The following is a 19637-nucleotide window of genomic DNA, read 5'->3' as shown; positions in this document are numbered from 1 at the left end:
TCAGCTGTTCCATGCTGGCTGCCGTCTCTTCCAGAGACGCGGCCTGCTGCTCGGTACGGGAAGAGAGATCGTTACTGCCTGCGGAGATTTCGCCTGCACCGGTGTAAATCGTATCTGCGCCTTCGCGCACCACGCCCACGGTGTTCGCCAGCGAAGTTTGCATCTCCTGCACGTTACGCGCCAGGATGGCCATTTCATTTTTACCGTCTGCCTGAATCGGCTGGGTGAGATCGCCTGCCGCAATGGCGCGAATATGGTTAATCACCTCTTCCAGCGGCAGCAGCAGCACGCGGCGCATCGCAATCCAGCTGGAGATAATCACCACGATCACCAGCAGCATGACCGCAGAGAGGATCCACAGGATGCGCTTGTAATCACTTTCGTTATCCTGAATGCCTTTATCCGTGAGCGCGGCCTGCGCTTCACGCCATTCACGATAAACCGTCTGCATCGCATTCTGTTTTTGTTCGGCATTCTGCTTAAACATATCTTCCAGATTGCCCTGGCTCAGCAGAACATTCATTTGCGTCAGCGTTGCGGAGTAAATGCGGTACTGCTCTTCGAGTTGGTTGGTCAGGTTCTCATCCAGGCCTGGCGTATTCGGCAAGGCATAGTATTTATCGTAATGAACCTGGGCTTCAGTCAGCAGATTTTTCGCCGTGGTCACCAGCTCATTCAGCTGACCGCCGTTAATTTGCGAGGCCATGCTGCTTTGCAGGCGCAGCATCCCGCGGTTCAGGGTGACGCGCGCCTGGTTCAGACTGATCCACGCATCGGTAAACTCCGCCACGTTCTTGCTGGAGAGCTGCGACACGGTAAAGTTGTCTTTATCGTTATTCAGGGCGTTGATAAAGATACCGGCGGAAATCACTTGCATGATGCCGAGCACAAGCAGCACCGAAATCAGAAGGGTAATGACTTTTATACGTTTAAACATGCGTTGCCTTTGTTATATGCAGGTTTGTCTGACGTGGATATATCGGCAGGTGCAGCGGGTTGTTTACTGTTTCTCCACCTTTAAAAAGTTTCGAAACCACTTTCCTGAACCCATTCAGAGAGTTAAATCGGATATTTTTTTGTGATCTGCATCTCACTTTTACCCGTCCCTCTAAAGGGTTATAGCGTCGCTTATAAGATGCATTTAATATGCATCTTATATTATTGATGATGAGGTAACTGCTATGGCCTTTCGCGACCAACCCCTGGGCGAGCTGGCGCTCTCCATTCCTCGCGCTTCTGCGCTTTTTCGCAAATACGATATGGACTACTGCTGCGGCGGTAAGCAAACCCTGGCACGGGCGGCCTTACGCAAAGAGCTGAACGTTGAGGTGATTGAAGCCGAGCTGGCGAAGCTGGCCGAGCAGCCCGTCGACAAAGACTGGCGAACCACTCCGCTCGCGGAAATCATCGACCATATCATCGTGCGTTACCATGACCGTCACCGTGAACAGCTGCCTGAGCTGATCCTGCAGGCGACCAAAGTCGAGCGCGTTCATGCCGACAAACCTTCCGTACCGCGCGGTCTGGCGAAATACCTGACCCTGCTGCACGAAGAGCTTTCCAGCCACATGATGAAAGAAGAGCAGATCCTCTTCCCGATGATTAAACAGGGAATGGGAAGCCAGGCGATGGGGCCCATCAGCGTGATGGAAAGCGAGCATGATGACGCGGGCGAACTGCTGGAAGTGATCAAACACACCACCCACAACGTCACGCCGCCGCCAGAAGCGTGCACAACGTGGAAAGCGATGTACAACGGCATTAACGAGATGATTGACGACCTGATGGAACACATCAGCCTTGAGAACAACGTTCTGTTCCCGCGGGCATTAGCGGGGGAATAAAAAAGCCCGGTGGCGCTAGCGCTTACCGGGCCTGCAAGGTCCTCGAACGTAGGCCGGGTAAGCGTCAGCGCCACCCGGCAACATGCTTAACGCATGCCAGCCATCCGTTTCTTACCGATAAACATCCAGCCCAGCCCCAGCGCGATAAACCACAGCGGCGTGACGATCAGCGCCTGACGGGTATCATCTTCCAGCGTCAGCAGAACCAGCACGAAGACGAAGAACGCCATGCATACCCAGCACATCAGCTTGCCCAGCGGCATCTTGTAGATCGATTTTTCATGCAGGTGTGGGCGTTGTTTGCGGTACACCAGATAGGAACAGAGGATGATGGTCCAGACGAACATAAACAGGATCGCTGAGACCGTGGTAATCATGGTGAACGCGCCAATCACGCTTGGGTTTACGTAGAGCATCACCACGCCGCCCAGCAGGCACATGCAGGAGAAGGTCAGCCCTTTCGCAGGTACCGCACGCTTAGACAGCTTGGCGAACGCGCTCGGCGCCACGCCTTCCTGCGCCAGACCAAACAGCATACGGCTGGTTGAGAACACGCCGCTGTTCGCGGAAGACGCCGCTGAGGTCAGCACCACAAAGTTAATCAGGCTCGCTGCCGCAGGCAGCCCCACCAGCACGAACAGCTCAACGAACGGGCTCTTGCTTGGCACCACCGAGCTCCACGGCGTCACGGACATAATGATGATCAGCGCGAAGACGTAGAACATGATGATACGCACCGGAATGGAGTTGATGGCGCGCGGGAGAGACTTCTCCGGATCTTTGGTTTCCGCAGCGGTCGTTCCGACAAGCTCAATCCCTACAAACGCGAACACCGCAATCTGGAAGCCAGCAAAGAAGCCGCTAATGCCTTTCGGGAACCAGCCTCCATCATTCCACAGATGGGTAAACGACGCCTGAACGCCGGTTGGTGACTGGAAGTGGGTGAGCACCATCACCAGGCCTACTACGATGAGCCCAACGATGGCCACGATTTTGATCATCGCGAACCAGAACTCCATCTCACCGAACATTTTAACGGTGGCGAGGTTCAGGCTCAGCAGCAGAACAATAACCGCCAGCGAGGCCACCCAGTCCGACAGCCCGGGGAACCAGAACTGCGCATAGGCGGTTATCGCCACGACGTCCGCCATACCGGTCACGACCCAGCAGAACCAGTAGGTCCAGCCGGTGAAATAGCCCGCCCATGGCCCGAGCAGGTCTGAAGCGAAGTCGCTGAAGGATTTGTATTCGAGGTTCGAGAGCAGCAGCTCACCCATTGCACGCATCACGAAGAACAGCATAAAACCGATAATCATATAAACGAATATGATTGACGGTCCGGCGAGACTGATGGTTTTGCCTGACCCCATAAACAGCCCGGTACCGATGGCACCCCCAATAGCAATGAGCTGAATATGACGGTTTGTGAGATTGCGCCGTAGCGACTGTTCAGACGACGCCTCTTCGTCGGCGACGACTTTGACCTGATCTACCATGTGATATTTTCCTGTTTATGCCTGTCTGTGTTGTTAAGGCTCTTCTGGCCTTTAAATACGTCAAAAAAATGACGTTCCCTTGTTAGGGCTAATCGATATTAGGTAAGAATCGGCGGGATGAATACTATGATTTAGATATTATGTTAATAATATGTTGAAAGTGAGTGTCATATCACTCATGCAGCGCGAAACAGCTCACAAAAATACACGCAACAGTTTCGTTTGCAAGATAAAATATTGATTCCGACTTAACTATAGGTTTTCACGCTATTTTCCCCTCCCCAACCGGGGAGAGGAAATAAGAAAAGTCGATTACAGAATTTCCAGCAGCTCGACTTCAAAGACCAGAGTGCTGAATGGCGGGATGGACGCGCCAGCGCCGCGCTCGCCGTAAGCCAGGTTGTGCGGGATAGTCAGTTCCCATTTGGAACCGACTGGCATCAGGGTCAGCGCTTCGATCCAGCCCGCGATAACGCCATTCACCGGGAACTCAGCCGGTTCGCCGCGCGCGACGGAGCTGTCGAAGACGGTACCGTCGATCAGCTTACCGGTGTAGTGTACGCGAACGTGGTCGGTACGCGCCGGGATTGCGCCATCGCCCTGATTGATCACGCGGAACTGCAGACCAGACTCGGTGCTGTTCACGCCTTCACGCTCACGGTTCTCTTCCAGATATTTCACACCTTCGGCGGCCATCTCTTCAAAGCGCGCGCGACGCACGGCGTCAGCACGCTCGTGGATTTCACGCAGCGCACGGTGCACAACGTCAACCGGAACGGCAGGCTGTTTACCTTCCAGCGCGTCAGCGATACCCGCCACCAGCGCTTCAGGTAACAGACCTTCCAGGCCGGATTCGCTCAGCTGCTGTCCTACCTGCAAGCCGATACCGTAACTTGCCTGCGCTTCGATAGTGTCAAAAGTCGGGGTGGTCATGGGTTTTCCTTCCATCACATTTAAAGTAGCGGGCAGCATATCAGCCATGCCCTTATGGGTAAAACTTTGTCTGAAGTTAAGGTGACAAACCGCGACGAAACAGAAACAATAGAGAGAACCAGGATTAATCCCGAACTGATGTCACGGATGTCGGGTTTACTACGCCGTTCAGGCAGTTAGCAAACTATACTTCGGGGCACAGGATAAAAAATACGCGGAGCAGGAGGAGTGCCATGCCCGGGCGATTTGAACTGAAACCTACCCTGGCGAAAATCTGGCAGGCGCCGGACAATTTTCGCATCATGGATCCGCTGCCTCCTCTGCATCGCAGAGGGATCATCATTGGTGCGCTGATGGTGATTGTGGGCTTCCTGCTTCCTTCCGGTGGCGATGATGTTGATACTGCCCCCGTCACCCGCAATGCTCAGCTGGACCTTCAGTCGCAAACGCGACCGCAGCCTGACGCACAGCCGATGCAGACGCAGCTCGTTACCCCGTCTAACGATCCGGGTCAGGTCGCGCCGGTTGAGCCAGAGCCGATTCAGGACGAACAGCCACAGGAACAGGCCGCCGCCCCGTCTCAGCCTCAGACCCAACAGCCCACCGGCATTGAGCAACAGTGGCGTTCCTATCGCGTAGAGCCGGGTAAAACGCTGGCGCAGCTGTTCCGTGACCACAACCTGCCGCCGACAGACGTGTATGCCATGGCGAAGGTGGAAGGCGCGGGTAAACCGCTCAGTAACCTGCAGAATGGCCAGATGGTGCAAATTCGCCAGAATGCCAGCGGGGTGGTGACAGGATTAACGATTGATACCGGAAATGGACAACAGGTGCTGTTTACCCGCCAGACAGACGGCAGCTTTATCAGGGTACGTTAAGGGCAGGGTTCTGTAAAAAGCAAAACGCCGGCACAAGGCCGGCGTTTCAACGTGAGCAGAGTAAAAAATTACTCAGCTACAACGTTAACAACCAGTTTAGCGAACACTTCGCTGTGAACCTGGAAGTCAACTTCGTGCTCACCAGTGGTACGCAGAACGCCGTTCGGCAGACGAACTTCGCTCTTAGCCACTTTAACGCCTGCTGCAGAAACTGCATCAGCGATATCGCGGGTACCGATGGAACCGAACAGTTTACCTTCGTCGCCAGCTTTGGACGCGATGGTAACGGTGCCCAGTGCGTTGATTGCTTCAGCGCGAGCGTTAGCAGCCGCCAGAACGTCAGCCAGTTTGGCTTCCAGTTCAGCGCGACGTGCTTCGAAAAACTCTACGTTTTTCTTGGTAGCTGGAACAGCTTTACCCTGTGGAACCAGGAAGTTACGAGCGTAACCCGCTTTAACGTTTACCTGATCACCCAGGCTGCCCAGGTTTGCTACTTTATCAAGCAGAATAACTTGCATTACCTTATCCTCTTAAAGTCGTATTAATGGACCGTGCCCGATTACTGATGACGATCAGTGTACGGCAGCAGGGACAGGTAGCGAGCGCGTTTGATAGCGCGAGCCAGCTGACGCTGATATTTTGCACGAGTACCGGTGATACGGCTTGGGACAATCTTACCGCTTTCGGTGATGTAGTTTTTCAGCGTTGCGATATCTTTATAGTCGATCTCTTGAACGCCTTCCGCGGTGAAACGGCAGAACTTGCGACGACGGAAATAACGTGCCATATGGCTAGTCTCCAGAATCTATCAAATCAATCTGCTCGGCATGCAGAACCATTTTGCTCAGACCGTTCTTTGCCTTGTGGCAAGAGATGAACCCCTGAACGATTACTGCACTACCGACCGTTAAACTGTGAGTAATGGCCTGGTTTTCGTGTCCGCTAATAATAACGGGCATTTGGCACCACGCCTGCCGGTGAAACCCGGCTTCCTCTTGCACAGAACGATGCTCAAGCACGAACTGGCAATGCGGAATTCCTGATGGACTGACCTTTCGAAGGGGAGCCCTGCATACGATGCCGGACAACGCCAGACGGTTGGTCATCAGAAATTACTCTTCAGAATCCCCAGCATCAGAATCATCTGCGGTTTCGTTTGCGAAATCATCGCGACGCTCACGGCGCTCGTCTTTCGCTTTAACCATCGGAGATGCTTCGGTCACTGCGTTTTTGGTACGCATAACCATGCTGCGGATAACGGCATCGTTGAAGCGGAAGTTAGTTTCCAGCTCATCGATCACTTCCTGCGGCGCTTCAACGTTCATCAGAACGTAGTGTGCTTTGTGCAGTTTGTTGATCGGATAAGCCAGCTGACGGCGGCCCCAGTCTTCCAGACGGTGGATCGTGCCCGCTGCTGCAGTGATTGCACCAGTGTAGCGCTCGATCATACCCGGAACCTGTTCGCTCTGGTCAGGATGGACCATAAAAACGATTTCGTAATGACGCATCGAATTGCTCCTTACGGATTATTCAGCCTCCTGTCTGGGTCAGCCGAGGCCCGGGGAGGCAAGGAACGTGTTAAAGGTCGGCTGAAAAATTGACGCGTCATAATACTTGCGCGCCCCTGGAAACTCAAGCTGATTGCACAAATAATTCGCACAAAGCGCGAAGCGGGTCTAAGTGGGTGATTTAAAATTACTCACATCCGTAAGCGGTGTTTTTTTGAACAACTGCATCAGAAATGGTCACGCATCCCCGCCGGATGAGTGATTACACTTTAATCAGAGATAACCGAAACAGAAGAAGGAGCATCCCCCTCTCACAGCACGCAGTCGTGGAGCGCATATCATGAAAAAAATCGCATTAGCCATAATGGCGGCGCTTTTGCTCAGTGCAAACGCGATGGCAGCCATCAAGATAGACAGCCGACAGGCCAGAAACATGGATGATGTGCACAGCTTAGGCGTAATCTATATTAATCATAATTTCGCCACCGAAAGCGAAGCAGATCAGGCACTAAATGAAGAGACCGACGCCCAGGGCGCAACTTATTACCACGTGATGTTAATCCGTGAGCCCGGCAGCAACGGCAATATGCACGCCAGTGCAGATATTTACCGATAACGCCTTAACGCTAGCACCAGGAAAGCCAACAACGAGAACATAGCCATAGTTGACGTTGCCCCCTGCCCGGGGGCTTTTTTTGTGAATGGCTCCGGAATACCACCGGTTACAACTGTTTTTCGGTATTCCAGAGCACTTATTCACTTCTGCCCGTAATAGGCATTCGGGCCATGCTTGCGCATGAAATGCTTGTTCATCAGGTAATCATCAATGCCCTGAAGCCGTGGGTTAATGCCGCGGGCAATCCACGCCATACGTGCCACTTCCTCCATGACGACCGCATTATGGACGGCGTCGTGGGCATCTTTTCCCCAGGCGAACGGGCCGTGCTGATACACCACAATCCCCGGCGTATGCAGCGGCTCGCATTCTCCCAGCGTGTCGATAATCACCTTTCCGGTGTTGAGCTCGTACTCTCCTTCCACTTCATCCTGCGTTAATGCGCGCGTGCAGGGGATGTCGCCAAAGAAGTAGTCCGCATGTGTCGTGCCCAGCGCCGGAATCGCCAGCCCCGCCTGTGCCCAGGCGGTCGCGTGCGTGGAATGAGTATGCACCACACCGCCAAGGGACGGATAACGCCGATACAGCGCCAGATGGGTCGCCGTGTCCGAAGAAGGACGCCATTTACCGTCAACGACGTTTCCTTCAAGATCGACCACCACCATATCGTCAGCCTTCATGGTGTCATACGCCACACCGCTCGGCTTAATCACGATCAGCCCCTGCTCGCGATCGATAGCGCTGACGTTACCCCAGGTGAAGGTGACCAGGCCGTAGCGAGGCAGATCCATGTTGGCTTCAAAGACCTGCTGTTTAAGCTTAAGCATGTTCAGCCTCCAGTAATCCCGCGCGCGCCATACGCTCGCGCACCCAGTCCCGCGCCTTTGCTACTTCCGCAGCAGGGTTGTCCGACGTTTCGCTCCACATCTCAATCAGGTAAGGCCCGCAATAGCCTGTCTGCTTGAGCGTCTCGAAGCACCGTTCGAAATCCACCACCCCGGTGCCAAACGGTACGTTTTTAAACACGCCAGGACGGGTATCTTTGACGTGCACCGCCACGATATGCCCTATGCCTGCCTGCAGCTCCATCTGCACGTCGTTATCCCATGCCGACAGGTTGCCGATATCGGGATAAAGCTGGAACCACGGGTTGTTCAGATAGTGCGCGTAGCCCAGCGCCTTACTGATGGAGTTCATCAGCGGGTAATCCATGATCTCCATTGCCAGCGTGACCTGCGCACGGCTGGCCATCTCAACGCTCTCTTTCAGACCATCACGGAAACGACGGCGCGTTTCATCGTTAGCTTCCTGATAGTAAACGTCATAACCCGCCAGCTGGATCACGCGGATACCCACGTCCTGCGCAAAGCGGATGGCTTTACGCATGATCTCCAGCCCCTGCGCGCGCACGGCATCATCTTCGCTGCCGAGCGGAAAACGACGATGAGCGCTCAGGCACATGGACGGCACGCGCACGCCCGTTTCCGCGATGGCGCTTACCAGTGCCAGGCGCTGTTCGCGGCTCCAGTCGAGGCGAGCAAGACGCTCGTCCGTCTCATCCACCGACATTTCGACAAAATCGAAGCCCAGCTGTTTTGCGAGCTGTAACCGCTCCAGCCAGCACTCCCCCGCAGGGAGTGCCTTTTCATAGATGCCAAGCGGGACCTGTTTTGACAACATACCCGCTCCTTAGCCCCAAAGCTGAGCGATTGAGCGTTTGAACTGACGCGCGGCTTCCACGGGAGACGCCGCATCACGAATGCTGCGACCGGCAATAAAGACGTGAATCGGAATGCCCTTGAACAGCGGCAGATCTTCCAGCGCCAGACCGCCAGTGACGGTCACTTTGAAACCCATATCGGCCAGACGTTTGATGGCGCTGATATCCGCCTCGCCCCACGCCACACCTGCGGCCTGCGCATCACGGCTGCGGTGATATACCACCTGCTGAATGCCCGCGTCGCGCCACTCCTGGGCCTGCTCCCAGGTCCAGAAGCCGGTCAGCTCAATCTGCACGTCGCCGTTAAACTCTTTTGCCACGTCCAGCGCGCCTTTGGCGGTGTTGATATCCGCACAGCAGATCACGGTGACCCAGTCGGCGTTGGCTTCGAAGCACATGCGGGAGAGGATTTTGCCTGCGTCGGCGATTTTGGCATCCGCCAGCACGATTTTATGCGGATAGAGCGCTTTCAGGTCACGAACCGCACGAACGCCTTCGCCCACGCACAGAATGGTGCCCACTTCGATGATGTCCACTTCTTCCGCAATCAGGCGGGTGGTTTCGTAAGCGTGAGACAGCGTTTGGTTATCCAGCGCAACTTGCAACATGGGTAATGACATATTCAATTCCTCTTAAACGGCCGCCGCAGTGGCGTTATCAATTAAATCCAGCACGTCCTGCGCGGTGCGGCAGGCGCGTAAACGGTCAAAATTGGCTTCGTCATCAAACAGATTGACGATCTGCATGATGCCCACCTCCTGGTGGGTATTGGCATCGACAGCCGCCATAGTGATAAGGATGTCGACCGGGTCGTTATCTTCGTGGTTAAACACCAGCGGCGTTTTCAGCGTCACCAGCGCGAAGCCGGTTTTCTTAACGCCCTCTTCCGGGCGGCCATGCGGCATCGCCAGGCCTGGCGCAATCACAAAGTAAGGGCCATGCTGCGCCACGCCATCCAGAATCGCCTGGTAGTAACGCGGCTCGACAACGTCAGCCTTAACCAGCAGATCCACACTCAGCTTCACCGCTTCCTGCCAGGTACTGGCTTCGGCCTGTAAAAGGATGGAGTTATTCTCTGCCAGCGAATCACGTAGTTTCATGTGGCGTCCTTACTTCACGTCTTGTGGGAAGTGTTCTTTGATCACTTCCAGCAGTTTTGGTCCGAAATCCGCAGGCGACAGCATGTTGCGTACGCCCACCACATATTTATTACCCGACACACTAATTTCGCCGGCGATATGAGTAGAGGCGATGATGATGTCCGCGCCGTTCAGCTCACTTTTGTATTCACCCACTGCGCAGCTGTTCACCGTGTGGTCGATGTTGGACTGGGTTAAAAACTGGTCCACTTTCATCTTCATGATCATGGAGCTGCCTTGCCCATTACCACACACAGCCAGGATACGTACGGTCATAATCGAAACTCCTTAATGAGCAGACACTTCTGCTGTTTGTTTTTCCGCATCTTCTTCAGCTCGCAGCGAACGGCCAGCGAAGAACATATAAGCCAGAGCAATCAGGATGATGATGGCCATAAAGATCAGTCCGATGGAGGCAAAACCCTGCATCATCGGCGGTGCCAGAATTGACCAGTCCGCCATGCCCATCCAGGCGCTCATACCGGTGAGCTTGACCGCCCACACGCAGCCAAAGATTTCAACCATGCCCATTACCAGGCAGATCTTGAGCGCCGCGCGCCAGCCGCCGAAGTGGTTAGCGAATACGCCGATGGTGGCGTTGGAGAAGAACATCGGGATAAAGCCCGGAATAATCAGGATTGAGGAGCCGCAGCCGACCAGGATACCCACCGCAATCAGCTGGCCGATGGTGCCCCACATAAAGCCCCAGACCACCGCGTTTGGCGCGAAGCTATAGATAGCGGCACAGTCGATGGCCAGTACCGCGCCAGGAATCAGGCGCTGAGAGATACCGTTGAAAGCTTCAGACAGTTCGGCGACGAACATACGCACGCCCTGAGTAATGATGAAAATAGCCACGGCGAAAGAGAAACCGGTCTGCAGGATGTAAACCGTCCAGTGGGTTTTCCCCGCCATCGCCTGCACCACATCAATACCGAAGGAGAGCAGAATGGCGCCGAAGAAGAGGGTCATCACAATCGCGGTCGACACGATGTTGTCATGGAAGATATTCAGCCAGCCAGGCAGCTTAAGGTCTTCAACACTCTCTTCTTTTTTACCCAGGTACGGCGCAACTTTATAAGCAATCCAGGCAGCAAACTGTTGCTGGTGACCGATGGAAAAACCGCAACCGTCGGTCACTATCTGGGTTGGCTTGTACATCATGTTGGAGGTGATACCCCAGTAGAGCGAGACCAGCACCGCGGTGCAGATAATCGTGGTCCACATTGGGTAACCGAAGATATAGAGAGAAACCGCAATCAGCCCCGCCTGCTGGAACATAATGTGCCCGGTGAGCATGATGGTGCGAATACCGGTAATGCGGCGCAGCAGAACATAGATAATGTTCAGCGCCAGCGCGAGCAGAACGGCGTAACCTACCCAGCTATAGGCATCACCCATACGATCGATGGTCGCCATCATTGAGGCGTAGGTATCAGAGATAGCCCCATTAATGCCATACACTTCCGACATTTTGGCAACGACTGGCTTAAACGTGCTGGTCAGTATGCCCGACCCCGCCTGCAACAGCATGAAACCGATAATGGTTTTGATGGTGCCTTTAATAATCACGCTGACGCTTTTACGCAGCAGGATATATCCCAGGCACGTCACGATACCCAGCAACAGCGGGGCGTTGGTCATTACCTGATTAAAGAAAACGGTAAAGACGTTGTAGAGGATCTCCATAACTCTCTCCAGAAATGAGAACACGAGGGGCAATCCCTGTGCGGTTGGTGCCATCACTCTATTAATCACAAATAATCACCACAAGATTGAATTTGATTATTTGTGGCGCATCACGCAATTTATTTCCCTTCAGTTAGTAATGATTTTCACTACCGCACAAAAGAAATGAATTAGTCCTTATAATTCATGAAATTAATGTTTATTACGCGATAATCTAACAAGTAACAAGCAGAGAGTCTGTGACGTTGAGCAGATAAAATTCCGCATTTTCGCTATTGCAAAACGCGTAAAATGGTGCCAGCATTAATCACAACGAATCACAATGTGATTACTTTTGATTAAAACCAGGAGTCAAAACGATGAGTAAAGTGAACACCATCACCCGTGAATCATGGATTCTGAGCACCTTTCCGGAGTGGGGTAGCTGGCTGAACGAAGAAATCGAGCAGGAACAGGTTGCTCCTGGCACGTTTGCAATGTGGTGGCTGGGCTGCACCGGGATCTGGCTGAAATCAGAAGGTGGCGCCAATATCTGCGTCGATTTCTGGTGCGGCACCGGCAAACAGAGCCACGGTAACCCGCTGATGAAAAAAGGCCACCAGATGCAGCGTATGGCCGGCGTTGAAAAACTCCAGCCGAACCTGCGTACTACACCGTTTGTGCTTGATCCTTTTGCCATTCGTCAGATCGATGCCGTACTCTCTACCCACGATCACAACGACCATATTGATGTAAACGTGGCGGCAGCGGTGATGCAAAACTGCGCGGACGATGTGCCGTTTATCGGGCCGCAGACCTGCGTGGATCTCTGGATTGGCTGGGGTGTGCCGAAAGAGCGCTGCATCGTGATGAAACCGGGCGACGTGGTGAAAATCAAAGACATTGAAATCCATGCTCTTGATGCCTTTGACCGTACCGCTCTGATTACGCTGCCGGCCGATCAAAAAGCGGCAGGTGTACTGCCAGACGGCATGGACGAGCGCGCGGTGAACTACCTGTTCAAAACGCCGGGCGGCTCCCTGTATCACAGCGGTGACTCCCACTACTCCAACTACTACGCTAAGCACGGTAACGAGCATCAGATTGACGTGGCTCTGGGCTCCTACGGCGAGAACCCGCGCGGTATTACGGATAAAATGACCAGCGCCGACATGCTGCGCATGGCGGAAGCGCTGAACACCAAAGTCGTTATTCCGTTCCACCACGATATCTGGTCAAACTTCCAGGCCGATCCGCAGGAAATCCGCGTGTTGTGGGAGATGAAAAAAGACCGCCTGAAGTACGGCTTCAAGCCATTTATCTGGCAGGTAGGCGGCAAGTTCACCTGGCCGCTGGACAAAGACAATCTTGAGTACCACTACCCGCGTGGTTTCGATGATTGCTTCACCATTGAGCCTGACCTGCCGTTTAAGTCCTTCCTCTGATTCCGAGGCCACATCGCCAGACTTGTGTCTGGCGATTTCATATTTATTTTAGTAATTTCACGCTATTTCAAATATCATCTTTTCAAATCAATTCTTATCGGAATAGCTCATGACGGAAGCGCAACGGCATCAAATTTTACTGGAACTCCTGGCGCAAACAGGGTTTATCACCGTCGAGAAAGTGATCGAACGTTTAGGGATTTCCCCTGCCACCGCGCGGCGAGACATTAACAAGCTGGATGAAAGCGGCAAGCTGAAAAAAGTTCGCAACGGTGCGGAAGCCATTAGCCAGCAGCGCCCCCGCTGGACGCCGATGAACATTCATCAGGCGCAGAATCACGATGAAAAAGTGCGGATCGCCAGAGCCGCGTCGCAGCTGGTGAATCCCGGTGAGAGCGTCGTTATCAACTGCGGCTCTACGGCGTTTTTGCTGGGCCGCGAGATGTGCGGCAAGCCGGTGCAAATCATCACGAACTACTTACCGCTCGCCAACTATCTCATCGATCAGGAGCATGAGAGCGTGGTGATCATGGGTGGTCAGTACAATAAAAGTCAGTCGATTACGCTTAGCCCACAGGACAGCGAAAACAGTCTCTACGCCGGACACTGGATGTTTACCAGCGGCAAAGGCCTGACCGCTGAAGGTTTGTATAAAACCGATATGCTGACCGCGATGGCGGAACAAAACATGCTCAACGTGGTAGGCAAACTCGTGGTGCTGGTCGACAGCAGTAAAGTCGGTGAACGCGCAGGCATGCTGTTCAGCCGCGCAGAACAGATCGACCTGGTGATCACCGGCAAAGGGGCTAACCCCGAGATCCTCCAGAAGCTGGAAGATCAGGGAGTAAAAGTGCTGCGCGTTTAAAGGTGCTGGCGGAAAAACGCTACCGTGGCGTCCAGCGCCGCTGGCGTAATGCGGTGGCGAACGCCTGATTCCCACAAACAGGTCAGATTACCGTCCAGCCCTTCCTTCTTTAACGCCTGCTGCAGGCGGAAGGTACCGTCAGGTGGCACCACATCATCCGCGTCACCGTGCCACAGCAAAAGCGGGCGATCTGCGAGGCGCGGCAATGCCCGGGTTACTTCCCACTCTTCCAGCCTCGCGGTGATTTCCGCTAAATCCTGAGGGGGAAAAAGGGTCTTCGCCAGCGAGGTAAAATAACCCGAGCCCATCAGACAGGCGACCGACTTCACTTCTGGATGGTGCGTCATGATCCCCAGGGCTGTCATACCGCCCATCGACGCCCCGGCCACGGCCAGACGATGCTCGGCCACCAGCCCTGCCTCATAAAGCGCATCGCGCAACCCGGCAAACTCGGTCAGACTCCCGTGCAGTATGTGCCAGAACTGCCCAAGGCGCGCCTGCTCATTACCCATAAATCGTGCGCCGTGGTCAGGCGCATCCGGCATCACCACGCGAAAACCTGCCTGCGCCAGCGCGACCGCAAAGTAACTGTAAACCAGCTTCGATGAGGTAAATCCATGATAAAAAACCACAACAGGCAGCGGTTTATCACGTTTACCCGCTGGCATAGCGTGTAAAATTTCATGGTCGCCGAGATGGCGTATTTCAATTTCAATCATTGTCGACCCTGCACGAATGGATGATCCATAATGTTGAGAACTGGATTACGGTTTCAGGCTATTTTCATTCGAAAATTACGTCCCAGCTAACACTTCGGGAACATTCCCCCAAAACTAAATTCACAGACAACTACACTATGGCTATCAGGAAACGAGATATGGTTATGCACAGGTTTGCTGCTTTATTGCTGGTGTTTCTGCTTAGCGGCTGTAGCGCACTGCAGGGAACACGGCAACCCGCTCCCCCGGTTGCCGATCATCCGCAGGAGATTCGTCGTAATCAGACGGAAGGATTACAACGAATGGGCACCGTCTCCGCGCTGGTTCGCGGTTCGCCGGATGACGCAGAAGAGGCAATAAAGGCACAAGCCGTCGCCGCCAAAGCAGATTATTACGTCATTATTATGATCGACGAAACCATCATAACGGGACAGTGGTATTCACAGGCCATTTTGTACCGAAAATAATGGTTTACCTTTGAACGACATTTACACTGCTTTGCGTCCATAGACATTTTCCTGTCCACAATAAACTCCATGCCAGCGACAAGGAATGGGGGTTTATTCGCGAAGGATTGCCCGGCGGATACCGGAAATATGTGAAATGGAGCTGACGATGAAACGAACTCTTGCTTTGACCTCTCTGTTGCTCTCCGCAGGCCTGGTGAGCACCACCGCGCAGTCAGCAGAATTCGCCAGTGCTGACTGTGTAACTGGCCTGAATGAAATTGGCCAGATCTCCGTGAATAATATCTCGGGGAGCCCGCAAGACGTTGAACGCGTCGTGGCATTAAAGGCCGATGAGCAGGGTGCTTCATGGTATCGCATCATCCAGATGCAGGAAGATAACCATATCGACCACTGGCGGGTACAGGCCATTCTCTACGTGTAAACTCCCTCCTGATAAAAGCCACTTATTTTTAGTGGCTTTTCGCTTTTGCAAATTTTTTATCTTATTAAAAACCAATCAATAACAACAAAATAACATTTTGTTACATTAATTCAGTAAACGTAATCTCCGCTCTGCCGTTGAAGAACCATACCTATTCAATGATGAGCAATTTATGATCAACGTTTTTCGCCGTGCAGGCCTGGGGGCGAAGCTGTCGCTGCTTACGGGCGTCAGTGTCGCCACGCTGTTTCTGCTTTTCACTTTTCTGCTCAGTCAAAAAGCCAGCCAGCAGCTTGAAGCCCTTGCGGTAGAAGACCTGCACAATCAGTCCACCGGCATGGTCGACATGGTGCAGATGTTTAACACCAGCCTGAGTGAAGAGGTTGAGAGTTATACCCGGCTGTTTACCACTTTTTTACCGCAGCCACTGAATATTGATACTTCCCAGGCTCAGACGATTAACGGACTCAGCGTCCCGCTTCTGAAAGGCGGTGACACCGGACTGCATCAAAACAACACCCTGTCTGACGAGTTCCTGAACCGTACGGGAGCCATTTCGACGCTATTTGTACGCAGCGGTAATGACTTTGTTCGCGTAGCCACCTCCCTGCGCAAAGAGAATGGCGAGCGGGCGATGGGCACCGTGCTGGATACCGCCAGCCCGGCCTTTGCCGCCGTCAACAGAGGGGAAGTCTACCGCGGACTGGCGCTGCTGTTTGGCAAACGCTATATCACCCAGTATCAGCCGGTTAAAAACGCCGAAGGACAGGTCATTGCGATCGTCTTTGTTGGCGTGGACATTACGCACTCCTGGAACGTCATGCGCGAGAAAATCCTCACCCGCCGCCTGGGCGAGAGCGGTCACTTCTTCGTGCTGGATCGCAGCAACGGCAAAACGCGCGGGCAATACCTGTTCCATGCCGGTGAAGAGGGGCAGTTGCCGAAGTGGGACGACGCGACGCAGCAGCAGCTTCTGGGTGACAAGCCCGGCACCCTGGAACGCGTAAGCGACGACGGCCGCACGCTTAAAATGGCGTATACCCCGCTGCCAGGCTGGAACTGGACTATCGTGGGCGAAGTGGATAAATCGGTGCTGCTCTCAAGCGTTACCGCCATGCGCGATCGCTTCCTGCTGGCCGGCGTGGTCTTGTCTATCCTCTTTGCTGGTCTGTTTGTGGTCCTTATTCGCCGTGTGCTGACCCGACCGCTGAGCAATGTGATTCATCTTGCCCGGCAATATGCTGCAGGGGATCTCCGTTCCAGCCTGCCCGTGACGCGTCAGGACGAGGTCGGCCAGCTGATCGACGCCATTAACGGCATCGGCGGCGGCCTGCAAAAAATTGTTCTGCAGGTTCGCGAGGCCGCAGGCGAGATCCATTTGGGTACTAACGCGCTGGCTTCCGATACCGGCGAGATTTCTGAGCAGATCAACAAGCAGGCCAGCAGCGTGGAAGAGACCTCCGCCAGCATGGAGCAGCTGGCCGCCACCGTACAGCAAAATGCCGCCAACATGGAGCAAACGCAGCAGCTGGTGGGTGAAACCTCCCTCGCGGTCCATCAGGGCGGTGAGACGGTCACCCATGCCGTGTCGACCATGGACGACATTCGCGAGGCGTCAAAACGCATCGAAGACATCACGCGCGTGATTGAGTCCATCGCTTTCCAGACCAATATCCTGGCGCTGAATGCGGCAGTGGAAGCGGCCCGCGCGGGCGAGCATGGGAAAGGGTTTGCGGTGGTTGCGCAGGAAGTTCGCGCCCTGGCCGGACGCAGCGCTAACGCGGTGAAGGAGATTGAACAGCTGATTGGCGATACGCTCAGGAAAGTGAGCGAAGGCCATGCGCTGTCTGAACAGACGCGCCTGGCGATGGATGACATCATCATTCATATCGATAACATCAGCCAGCTGGTCACCGAGATTAACCATGCCTCACGCGAGCAGTCCGCAGGGATTGGCCAGGTGAATCTCGCCATGACCCACATTGGCGAAGCGTCGCATATTAATGCGGATCGTATCTCACGCAGCGAACAAACCGCTCAAACGCTGCGCGAGAAGGGGTCACATCTGGCTCAACTGGTGAGTCTGTTCCAGCTAAAAGACTAACCGACTCTGCCCGTCGCACGCAGCAGCAGGTCATTTTGCACCTGCTCGCTCATCAGCGTACCGCCACGGGTATCCAGCATCATGCGGCACCACGCCTGCGCCACCGGGGGCGATGCGTGCCGCAGCATTTCGCTTCCGGCACCCAGCAGGAAAAGCTGCTGCGCAATTTCCCGCCCCTGCGCCTCCTGCGGTTTACGCAGTTTTTGCTGAAGCTGTCGCCAGCTGCGGTCGAAGTGTCTGTCCTGCCCTTTTACCTGTGCAAACTCATCGGCAAGCAGATCGTGAATACCCGGCTGCTTCGCCAGCACGCGCAGCACGTCCAGGCACATGATATTGCCGGCCCCTTCCCAGATGCTGTTCACCGGCATCTCGCGATACAGGCGGGGAAGTTCGCTCTCCTCGCAGTACCCGACTCCGCCCAGCACCTCCATCGCTTCCGCCACAAACGGGATGCCCGCTTTGCACACGCTAAATTTCGCGGCCGGGGTAAACAGCCGCGCCCATGCCGCTTCCTGGGGATCCGCGCGTTTATCCCACGCCCGGGCCAGGCGGAACAGCAGCGCCGTTTGCCCCTCCAGCACCAGCGCCATCCGGCTTAACACCTCACGCATGAGCGGCTGATCGATAAGATTTTTGCCGAAGGTCTGACGCTGATGCGCGTGGTACAGCGCCACGGACAGCGCCCGACGCATGAGTCCGTGGCTGTCCAGCGCGCAGTCAAAGCGCGTCAGGCCGCCCATTTTGAGGATCTGCCGTACCCCTTCGCCCTCTTCCCCCAGCAGCCAGCCGGAGGCATCAAGAAACTCTACCTCGCTGCTGGCGTTGGAGCGGTTCCCGAGCTTGTCCTTAAGGCGCTCCAGCCGGACGGCGTTGCGCTGTCCGTCAGGTAAAAAGCGCGGCACAAAAAAGCAGGACAACCCGCCCTTCGCCTGTGCCAGCACCAGATGCGCATCGCTTTGCGGGACGGAGAAAAACCATTTATGGCCCACCAGCCGGTAGCTGCCGTCGCTGCATTTTTCCGCTTTGGTGGTGTTGCTCAGCACGTCCGAGCCGCCCTGTTTTTCCGTCATCCCCATACCGATCAGCAGGCCGCGTTTTTGCGCGCCAGGCGCCAGATGAGGATCGTAGCGATCGCTGAGCAGCGGCGTCAGCCAGTCGTGAAATAGTTTAGGGAGCGCCTGCTGCAGGAGCGGTGTCGCGGCAAACGTCATGGTGACGGGACAAAGCGTGCCTGCCTCAACCTGAGCATGAAGCACAAAGCGTGCGGCCCGGGCGACAAACGCCCCTTTACGCGCCTCCTCTTCCCATGCCAGGTTATGTACCCGATTGGCACACAGCCCCTGCATAAGCAGGTGCCATGCCGGGTGAAAGCGAACGTCATCCAGTCGCTCTCCGGTGGCGTCATAGCGAAGCAACTCCGGCGGATTCACGTTCGCCAGCCTGCCCAGCTCCAGCGACTCTGCGGTACCTAACTGCTGCCCGATGCTGGCGAGCAGTTCGATATCCCACTCGGCACCCTCACGCGAGACTGCGTCACGCAGCGCGCAGTCCGAGAGAAAAAGGTTGCTGTTAGAGAGTGGTGCAGGTTGATTGAAAACGGTAAGAGTCTGCCAGTGCATACTGTCTCCCTCCTTCAGTGGCAATGACGATAAGTATGGACAGACCGCGCACACGCTGCATGGGAGGGGAGTCACACGTTCACGATCCCGCTGATATCATTCGTGAAATAGCTCACAGAACATAAGAATAAACTATTTCATGACTTCGCTTTTGTTGAATAATTTATTCTCACCCCCTTTCAGTGAGGAAAG

The 19637-nt window shown here is 54.6% G+C and carries 23 protein-coding genes; 8 read left to right on the top strand and 15 right to left on the bottom strand.

The window, feature by feature from the left end; translation table 11 throughout:
* The coding region (locus HMPREF3143_RS26160) for a Tar ligand binding domain-containing protein (RefSeq protein WP_254668412.1) at positions 1-937 on the bottom strand (937 nt) is incomplete at its 3' end.
* Positions 938-1181: 244 nt separating this feature from the next.
* On the opposite strand from HMPREF3143_RS26160, the gene ytfE reads away from it, so the two are divergent.
* Positions 1182-1844, top strand: coding sequence for an iron-sulfur cluster repair protein YtfE (ytfE, locus tag HMPREF3143_RS02120; RefSeq protein WP_055322310.1), 663 nt, complete (start codon positions 1182-1184; stop codon positions 1842-1844).
* An 86-nt stretch (positions 1845-1930) separates the two neighbouring features.
* Here the strand turns inward: ytfE and cycA are convergent, their stop codons facing one another.
* Together cycA and fklB are read right to left on the bottom strand one after the other, a co-directional pair.
* Positions 1931-3340 (bottom strand): D-serine/D-alanine/glycine transporter, encoded by a 1410-nt coding sequence (cycA, locus tag HMPREF3143_RS02115; RefSeq protein WP_008502891.1) that lies wholly within the window; start codon positions 3338-3340, stop codon positions 1931-1933.
* Between the two features lie 312 nt (positions 3341-3652).
* Positions 3653-4273: a BamJ family beta-barrel-assembly machinery protein gene (fklB, locus tag HMPREF3143_RS02110; RefSeq protein WP_008502892.1), complete on the bottom strand. Its 621-nt coding sequence runs from the start codon at positions 4271-4273 to the stop codon at positions 3653-3655.
* A 233-nt stretch (positions 4274-4506) separates the two neighbouring features.
* Between fklB and HMPREF3143_RS02105 the strand changes: the two genes are divergently transcribed.
* Positions 4507-5151: an OapA family protein gene (locus tag HMPREF3143_RS02105; RefSeq protein WP_008502893.1), complete on the top strand. Its 645-nt coding sequence runs from the start codon at positions 4507-4509 to the stop codon at positions 5149-5151.
* Between the two features lie 68 nt (positions 5152-5219).
* Here HMPREF3143_RS02105 and rplI read toward each other — a convergent pair whose 3' ends face one another.
* Genes rplI through rpsF form a run of 4 tightly spaced genes read right to left on the bottom strand, consistent with a single transcriptional unit; the run spans position 5220 to position 6659 of the window.
* Positions 5220-5669: a 50S ribosomal protein L9 gene (gene rplI / locus HMPREF3143_RS02100; RefSeq protein ID WP_008502894.1), complete on the bottom strand. Its 450-nt coding sequence runs from the start codon at positions 5667-5669 to the stop codon at positions 5220-5222.
* A 41-nt stretch (positions 5670-5710) separates the two neighbouring features.
* A complete protein-coding gene (gene rpsR / locus HMPREF3143_RS02095) occupies positions 5711-5938 on the bottom strand; it encodes a 30S ribosomal protein S18 (protein WP_000135199.1) in 228 nt (75 codons plus the stop codon).
* A 4-nt stretch (positions 5939-5942) separates the two neighbouring features.
* Positions 5943-6257 carry a primosomal replication protein N gene (priB, locus tag HMPREF3143_RS02090; protein WP_008502895.1) on the bottom strand — a complete coding sequence of 105 codons (315 nt, stop codon included), beginning with the start codon at positions 6255-6257 and terminating at the stop codon, positions 5943-5945.
* Positions 6258-6263: 6 nt separating this feature from the next.
* A complete protein-coding gene (gene rpsF, locus HMPREF3143_RS02085; protein ID WP_008502896.1) occupies positions 6264-6659 on the bottom strand; it encodes a 30S ribosomal protein S6 in 396 nt (131 codons plus the stop codon).
* Between the two features lie 340 nt (positions 6660-6999).
* Here rpsF and yjfY point away from each other — a divergent pair, with 340 nt between their 5' ends.
* Positions 7000-7275 carry a DUF1471 family protein YjfY gene (gene yjfY / locus HMPREF3143_RS02080; RefSeq protein ID WP_008502898.1) on the top strand — a complete coding sequence of 92 codons (276 nt, stop codon included), beginning with the start codon at positions 7000-7002 and terminating at the stop codon, positions 7273-7275.
* Positions 7276-7415: 140 nt separating this feature from the next.
* On the opposite strand, the gene HMPREF3143_RS02075 is transcribed toward yjfY, so the two are convergent.
* The 6 genes from HMPREF3143_RS02075 to ulaA are packed head-to-tail and all read right to left on the bottom strand — an operon-like array spanning position 7416 to position 11823.
* Positions 7416-8102, bottom strand: a complete 687-nt coding sequence (locus HMPREF3143_RS02075; protein ID WP_008502899.1) for an L-ribulose-5-phosphate 4-epimerase — start codon at positions 8100-8102, stop codon at positions 7416-7418.
* Positions 8095-8955 carry an L-ribulose-5-phosphate 3-epimerase gene (locus HMPREF3143_RS02070; protein WP_008502900.1) on the bottom strand — a complete coding sequence of 287 codons (861 nt, stop codon included), beginning with the start codon at positions 8953-8955 and terminating at the stop codon, positions 8095-8097. The genes HMPREF3143_RS02075 and HMPREF3143_RS02070 overlap by 8 nt, the downstream gene beginning before the upstream one ends.
* Positions 8956-8964: 9 nt before the next feature.
* A complete protein-coding gene (ulaD, locus tag HMPREF3143_RS02065; RefSeq protein ID WP_008502901.1) occupies positions 8965-9615 on the bottom strand; it encodes a 3-keto-L-gulonate-6-phosphate decarboxylase UlaD in 651 nt (216 codons plus the stop codon).
* A 12-nt stretch (positions 9616-9627) separates the two neighbouring features.
* Positions 9628-10095: a PTS ascorbate transporter subunit IIA gene (gene ulaC / locus HMPREF3143_RS02060; RefSeq protein WP_003856024.1), complete on the bottom strand. Its 468-nt coding sequence runs from the start codon at positions 10093-10095 to the stop codon at positions 9628-9630.
* A gap of 9 nt (positions 10096-10104) precedes the next feature.
* On the bottom strand, positions 10105-10410 hold the full coding sequence (gene ulaB, locus HMPREF3143_RS02055; RefSeq protein WP_003856022.1) for a PTS ascorbate transporter subunit IIB: 306 nt from the start codon (positions 10408-10410) through the stop codon (positions 10105-10107).
* A 12-nt stretch (positions 10411-10422) separates the two neighbouring features.
* Positions 10423-11823: a PTS ascorbate transporter subunit IIC gene (ulaA, locus tag HMPREF3143_RS02050; RefSeq protein ID WP_021240705.1), complete on the bottom strand. Its 1401-nt coding sequence runs from the start codon at positions 11821-11823 to the stop codon at positions 10423-10425.
* A gap of 359 nt (positions 11824-12182) precedes the next feature.
* Between ulaA and ulaG the strand changes: the two genes are divergently transcribed.
* Both ulaG and ulaR read left to right on the top strand, forming a co-directional pair.
* Entirely contained in the window at positions 12183-13247 is a 1065-nt protein-coding gene (gene ulaG / locus HMPREF3143_RS02045; protein WP_010427455.1) for an L-ascorbate 6-phosphate lactonase, read from the top strand.
* 109 nt (positions 13248-13356) lie between these two features.
* The gene (ulaR, locus tag HMPREF3143_RS02040; RefSeq protein WP_008502904.1) at positions 13357-14112 is read left to right on the top strand and encodes an HTH-type transcriptional regulator UlaR; all 756 of its coding nucleotides are present in this window, start codon (positions 13357-13359) and stop codon (positions 14110-14112) included.
* Here the strand turns inward: ulaR and yjfP are convergent.
* A complete protein-coding gene (gene yjfP, locus HMPREF3143_RS02035) occupies positions 14109-14831 on the bottom strand; it encodes an esterase (protein WP_023293446.1) in 723 nt (240 codons plus the stop codon). The two genes, ulaR and yjfP, sit on opposite strands and share 4 nt — an antisense overlap.
* Before the next feature lie 137 nt (positions 14832-14968).
* On the opposite strand from yjfP, the gene bsmA reads away from it, so the two are divergent.
* The 3 genes from bsmA to HMPREF3143_RS02020 all read left to right on the top strand — a co-directional run bounded on the left by bsmA (position 14969) and on the right by HMPREF3143_RS02020 (position 17826).
* Complete coding sequence (bsmA, locus tag HMPREF3143_RS02030) at positions 14969-15298, top strand: biofilm peroxide resistance protein BsmA (protein WP_084832145.1); 330 nt, start codon at positions 14969-14971, stop codon at positions 15296-15298.
* 148 nt (positions 15299-15446) lie between these two features.
* Positions 15447-15722: a DUF1471 family protease activator YjfN gene (gene yjfN, locus HMPREF3143_RS02025; RefSeq protein ID WP_008502907.1), complete on the top strand. Its 276-nt coding sequence runs from the start codon at positions 15447-15449 to the stop codon at positions 15720-15722.
* A 172-nt stretch (positions 15723-15894) separates the two neighbouring features.
* A complete protein-coding gene (locus HMPREF3143_RS02020; protein ID WP_070531580.1) occupies positions 15895-17826 on the top strand; it encodes a methyl-accepting chemotaxis protein in 1932 nt (643 codons plus the stop codon).
* Here the strand turns inward: HMPREF3143_RS02020 and HMPREF3143_RS02015 are convergent.
* Positions 17823-19445: an isovaleryl-CoA dehydrogenase gene (locus HMPREF3143_RS02015; protein ID WP_070531577.1), complete on the bottom strand. Its 1623-nt coding sequence runs from the start codon at positions 19443-19445 to the stop codon at positions 17823-17825. The genes HMPREF3143_RS02020 and HMPREF3143_RS02015 overlap by 4 nt on opposite strands.
* Positions 19446-19637: the final 192 nt, after the last annotated feature.

Source organism: Enterobacter sp. HMSC16D10 (genome assembly GCF_001807145.1).
Taxonomy (GTDB): Bacteria; Pseudomonadota; Gammaproteobacteria; order Enterobacterales; family Enterobacteriaceae; genus Enterobacter; species Enterobacter roggenkampii.
This window is presented reverse-complemented; position numbering and strand designations above follow the sequence as displayed.

Excerpts from the sequence above, each read along its gene's own strand:
- yjfN (WP_008502907.1), top strand. The coding sequence starts at position 15,447 with ATGAAACGAACTCTTGCTTTGACCTCTCTGTTGCTCTCCGCAGGCCTG.
- rpsR (WP_000135199.1), bottom strand. The coding sequence starts at position 5,938 with ATGGCACGTTATTTCCGTCGTCGCAAGTTCTGCCGTTTCACCGCGGAA.
- rpsF (WP_008502896.1), bottom strand. The coding sequence starts at position 6,659 with ATGCGTCATTACGAAATCGTTTTTATGGTCCATCCTGACCAGAGCGAA.
- fklB (WP_008502892.1), bottom strand. The coding sequence starts at position 4,273 with ATGACCACCCCGACTTTTGACACTATCGAAGCGCAGGCAAGTTACGGT.
- ytfE (WP_055322310.1), top strand. The coding sequence starts at position 1,182 with ATGGCCTTTCGCGACCAACCCCTGGGCGAGCTGGCGCTCTCCATTCCT.
- yjfY (WP_008502898.1), top strand. The coding sequence starts at position 7,000 with ATGAAAAAAATCGCATTAGCCATAATGGCGGCGCTTTTGCTCAGTGCA.
- HMPREF3143_RS02075 (WP_008502899.1), bottom strand. The coding sequence starts at position 8,102 with ATGCTTAAGCTTAAACAGCAGGTCTTTGAAGCCAACATGGATCTGCCT.
- ulaB (WP_003856022.1), bottom strand. The coding sequence starts at position 10,410 with ATGACCGTACGTATCCTGGCTGTGTGTGGTAATGGGCAAGGCAGCTCC.
- HMPREF3143_RS02105 (WP_008502893.1), top strand. The coding sequence starts at position 4,507 with ATGCCCGGGCGATTTGAACTGAAACCTACCCTGGCGAAAATCTGGCAG.
- bsmA (WP_084832145.1), top strand. The coding sequence starts at position 14,969 with ATGGCTATCAGGAAACGAGATATGGTTATGCACAGGTTTGCTGCTTTA.
- ulaR (WP_008502904.1), top strand. The coding sequence starts at position 13,357 with ATGACGGAAGCGCAACGGCATCAAATTTTACTGGAACTCCTGGCGCAA.
- yjfP (WP_023293446.1), bottom strand. The coding sequence starts at position 14,831 with ATGATTGAAATTGAAATACGCCATCTCGGCGACCATGAAATTTTACAC.
- HMPREF3143_RS02020 (WP_070531580.1), top strand. The coding sequence starts at position 15,895 with ATGATCAACGTTTTTCGCCGTGCAGGCCTGGGGGCGAAGCTGTCGCTG.
- cycA (WP_008502891.1), bottom strand. The coding sequence starts at position 3,340 with ATGGTAGATCAGGTCAAAGTCGTCGCCGACGAAGAGGCGTCGTCTGAA.
- ulaA (WP_021240705.1), bottom strand. The coding sequence starts at position 11,823 with ATGGAGATCCTCTACAACGTCTTTACCGTTTTCTTTAATCAGGTAATG.
- HMPREF3143_RS02070 (WP_008502900.1), bottom strand. The coding sequence starts at position 8,955 with ATGTTGTCAAAACAGGTCCCGCTTGGCATCTATGAAAAGGCACTCCCT.
- ulaC (WP_003856024.1), bottom strand. The coding sequence starts at position 10,095 with ATGAAACTACGTGATTCGCTGGCAGAGAATAACTCCATCCTTTTACAG.
- HMPREF3143_RS02015 (WP_070531577.1), bottom strand. The coding sequence starts at position 19,445 with ATGCACTGGCAGACTCTTACCGTTTTCAATCAACCTGCACCACTCTCT.
- ulaD (WP_008502901.1), bottom strand. The coding sequence starts at position 9,615 with ATGTCATTACCCATGTTGCAAGTTGCGCTGGATAACCAAACGCTGTCT.
- rplI (WP_008502894.1), bottom strand. The coding sequence starts at position 5,669 with ATGCAAGTTATTCTGCTTGATAAAGTAGCAAACCTGGGCAGCCTGGGT.
- ulaG (WP_010427455.1), top strand. The coding sequence starts at position 12,183 with ATGAGTAAAGTGAACACCATCACCCGTGAATCATGGATTCTGAGCACC.
- priB (WP_008502895.1), bottom strand. The coding sequence starts at position 6,257 with ATGACCAACCGTCTGGCGTTGTCCGGCATCGTATGCAGGGCTCCCCTT.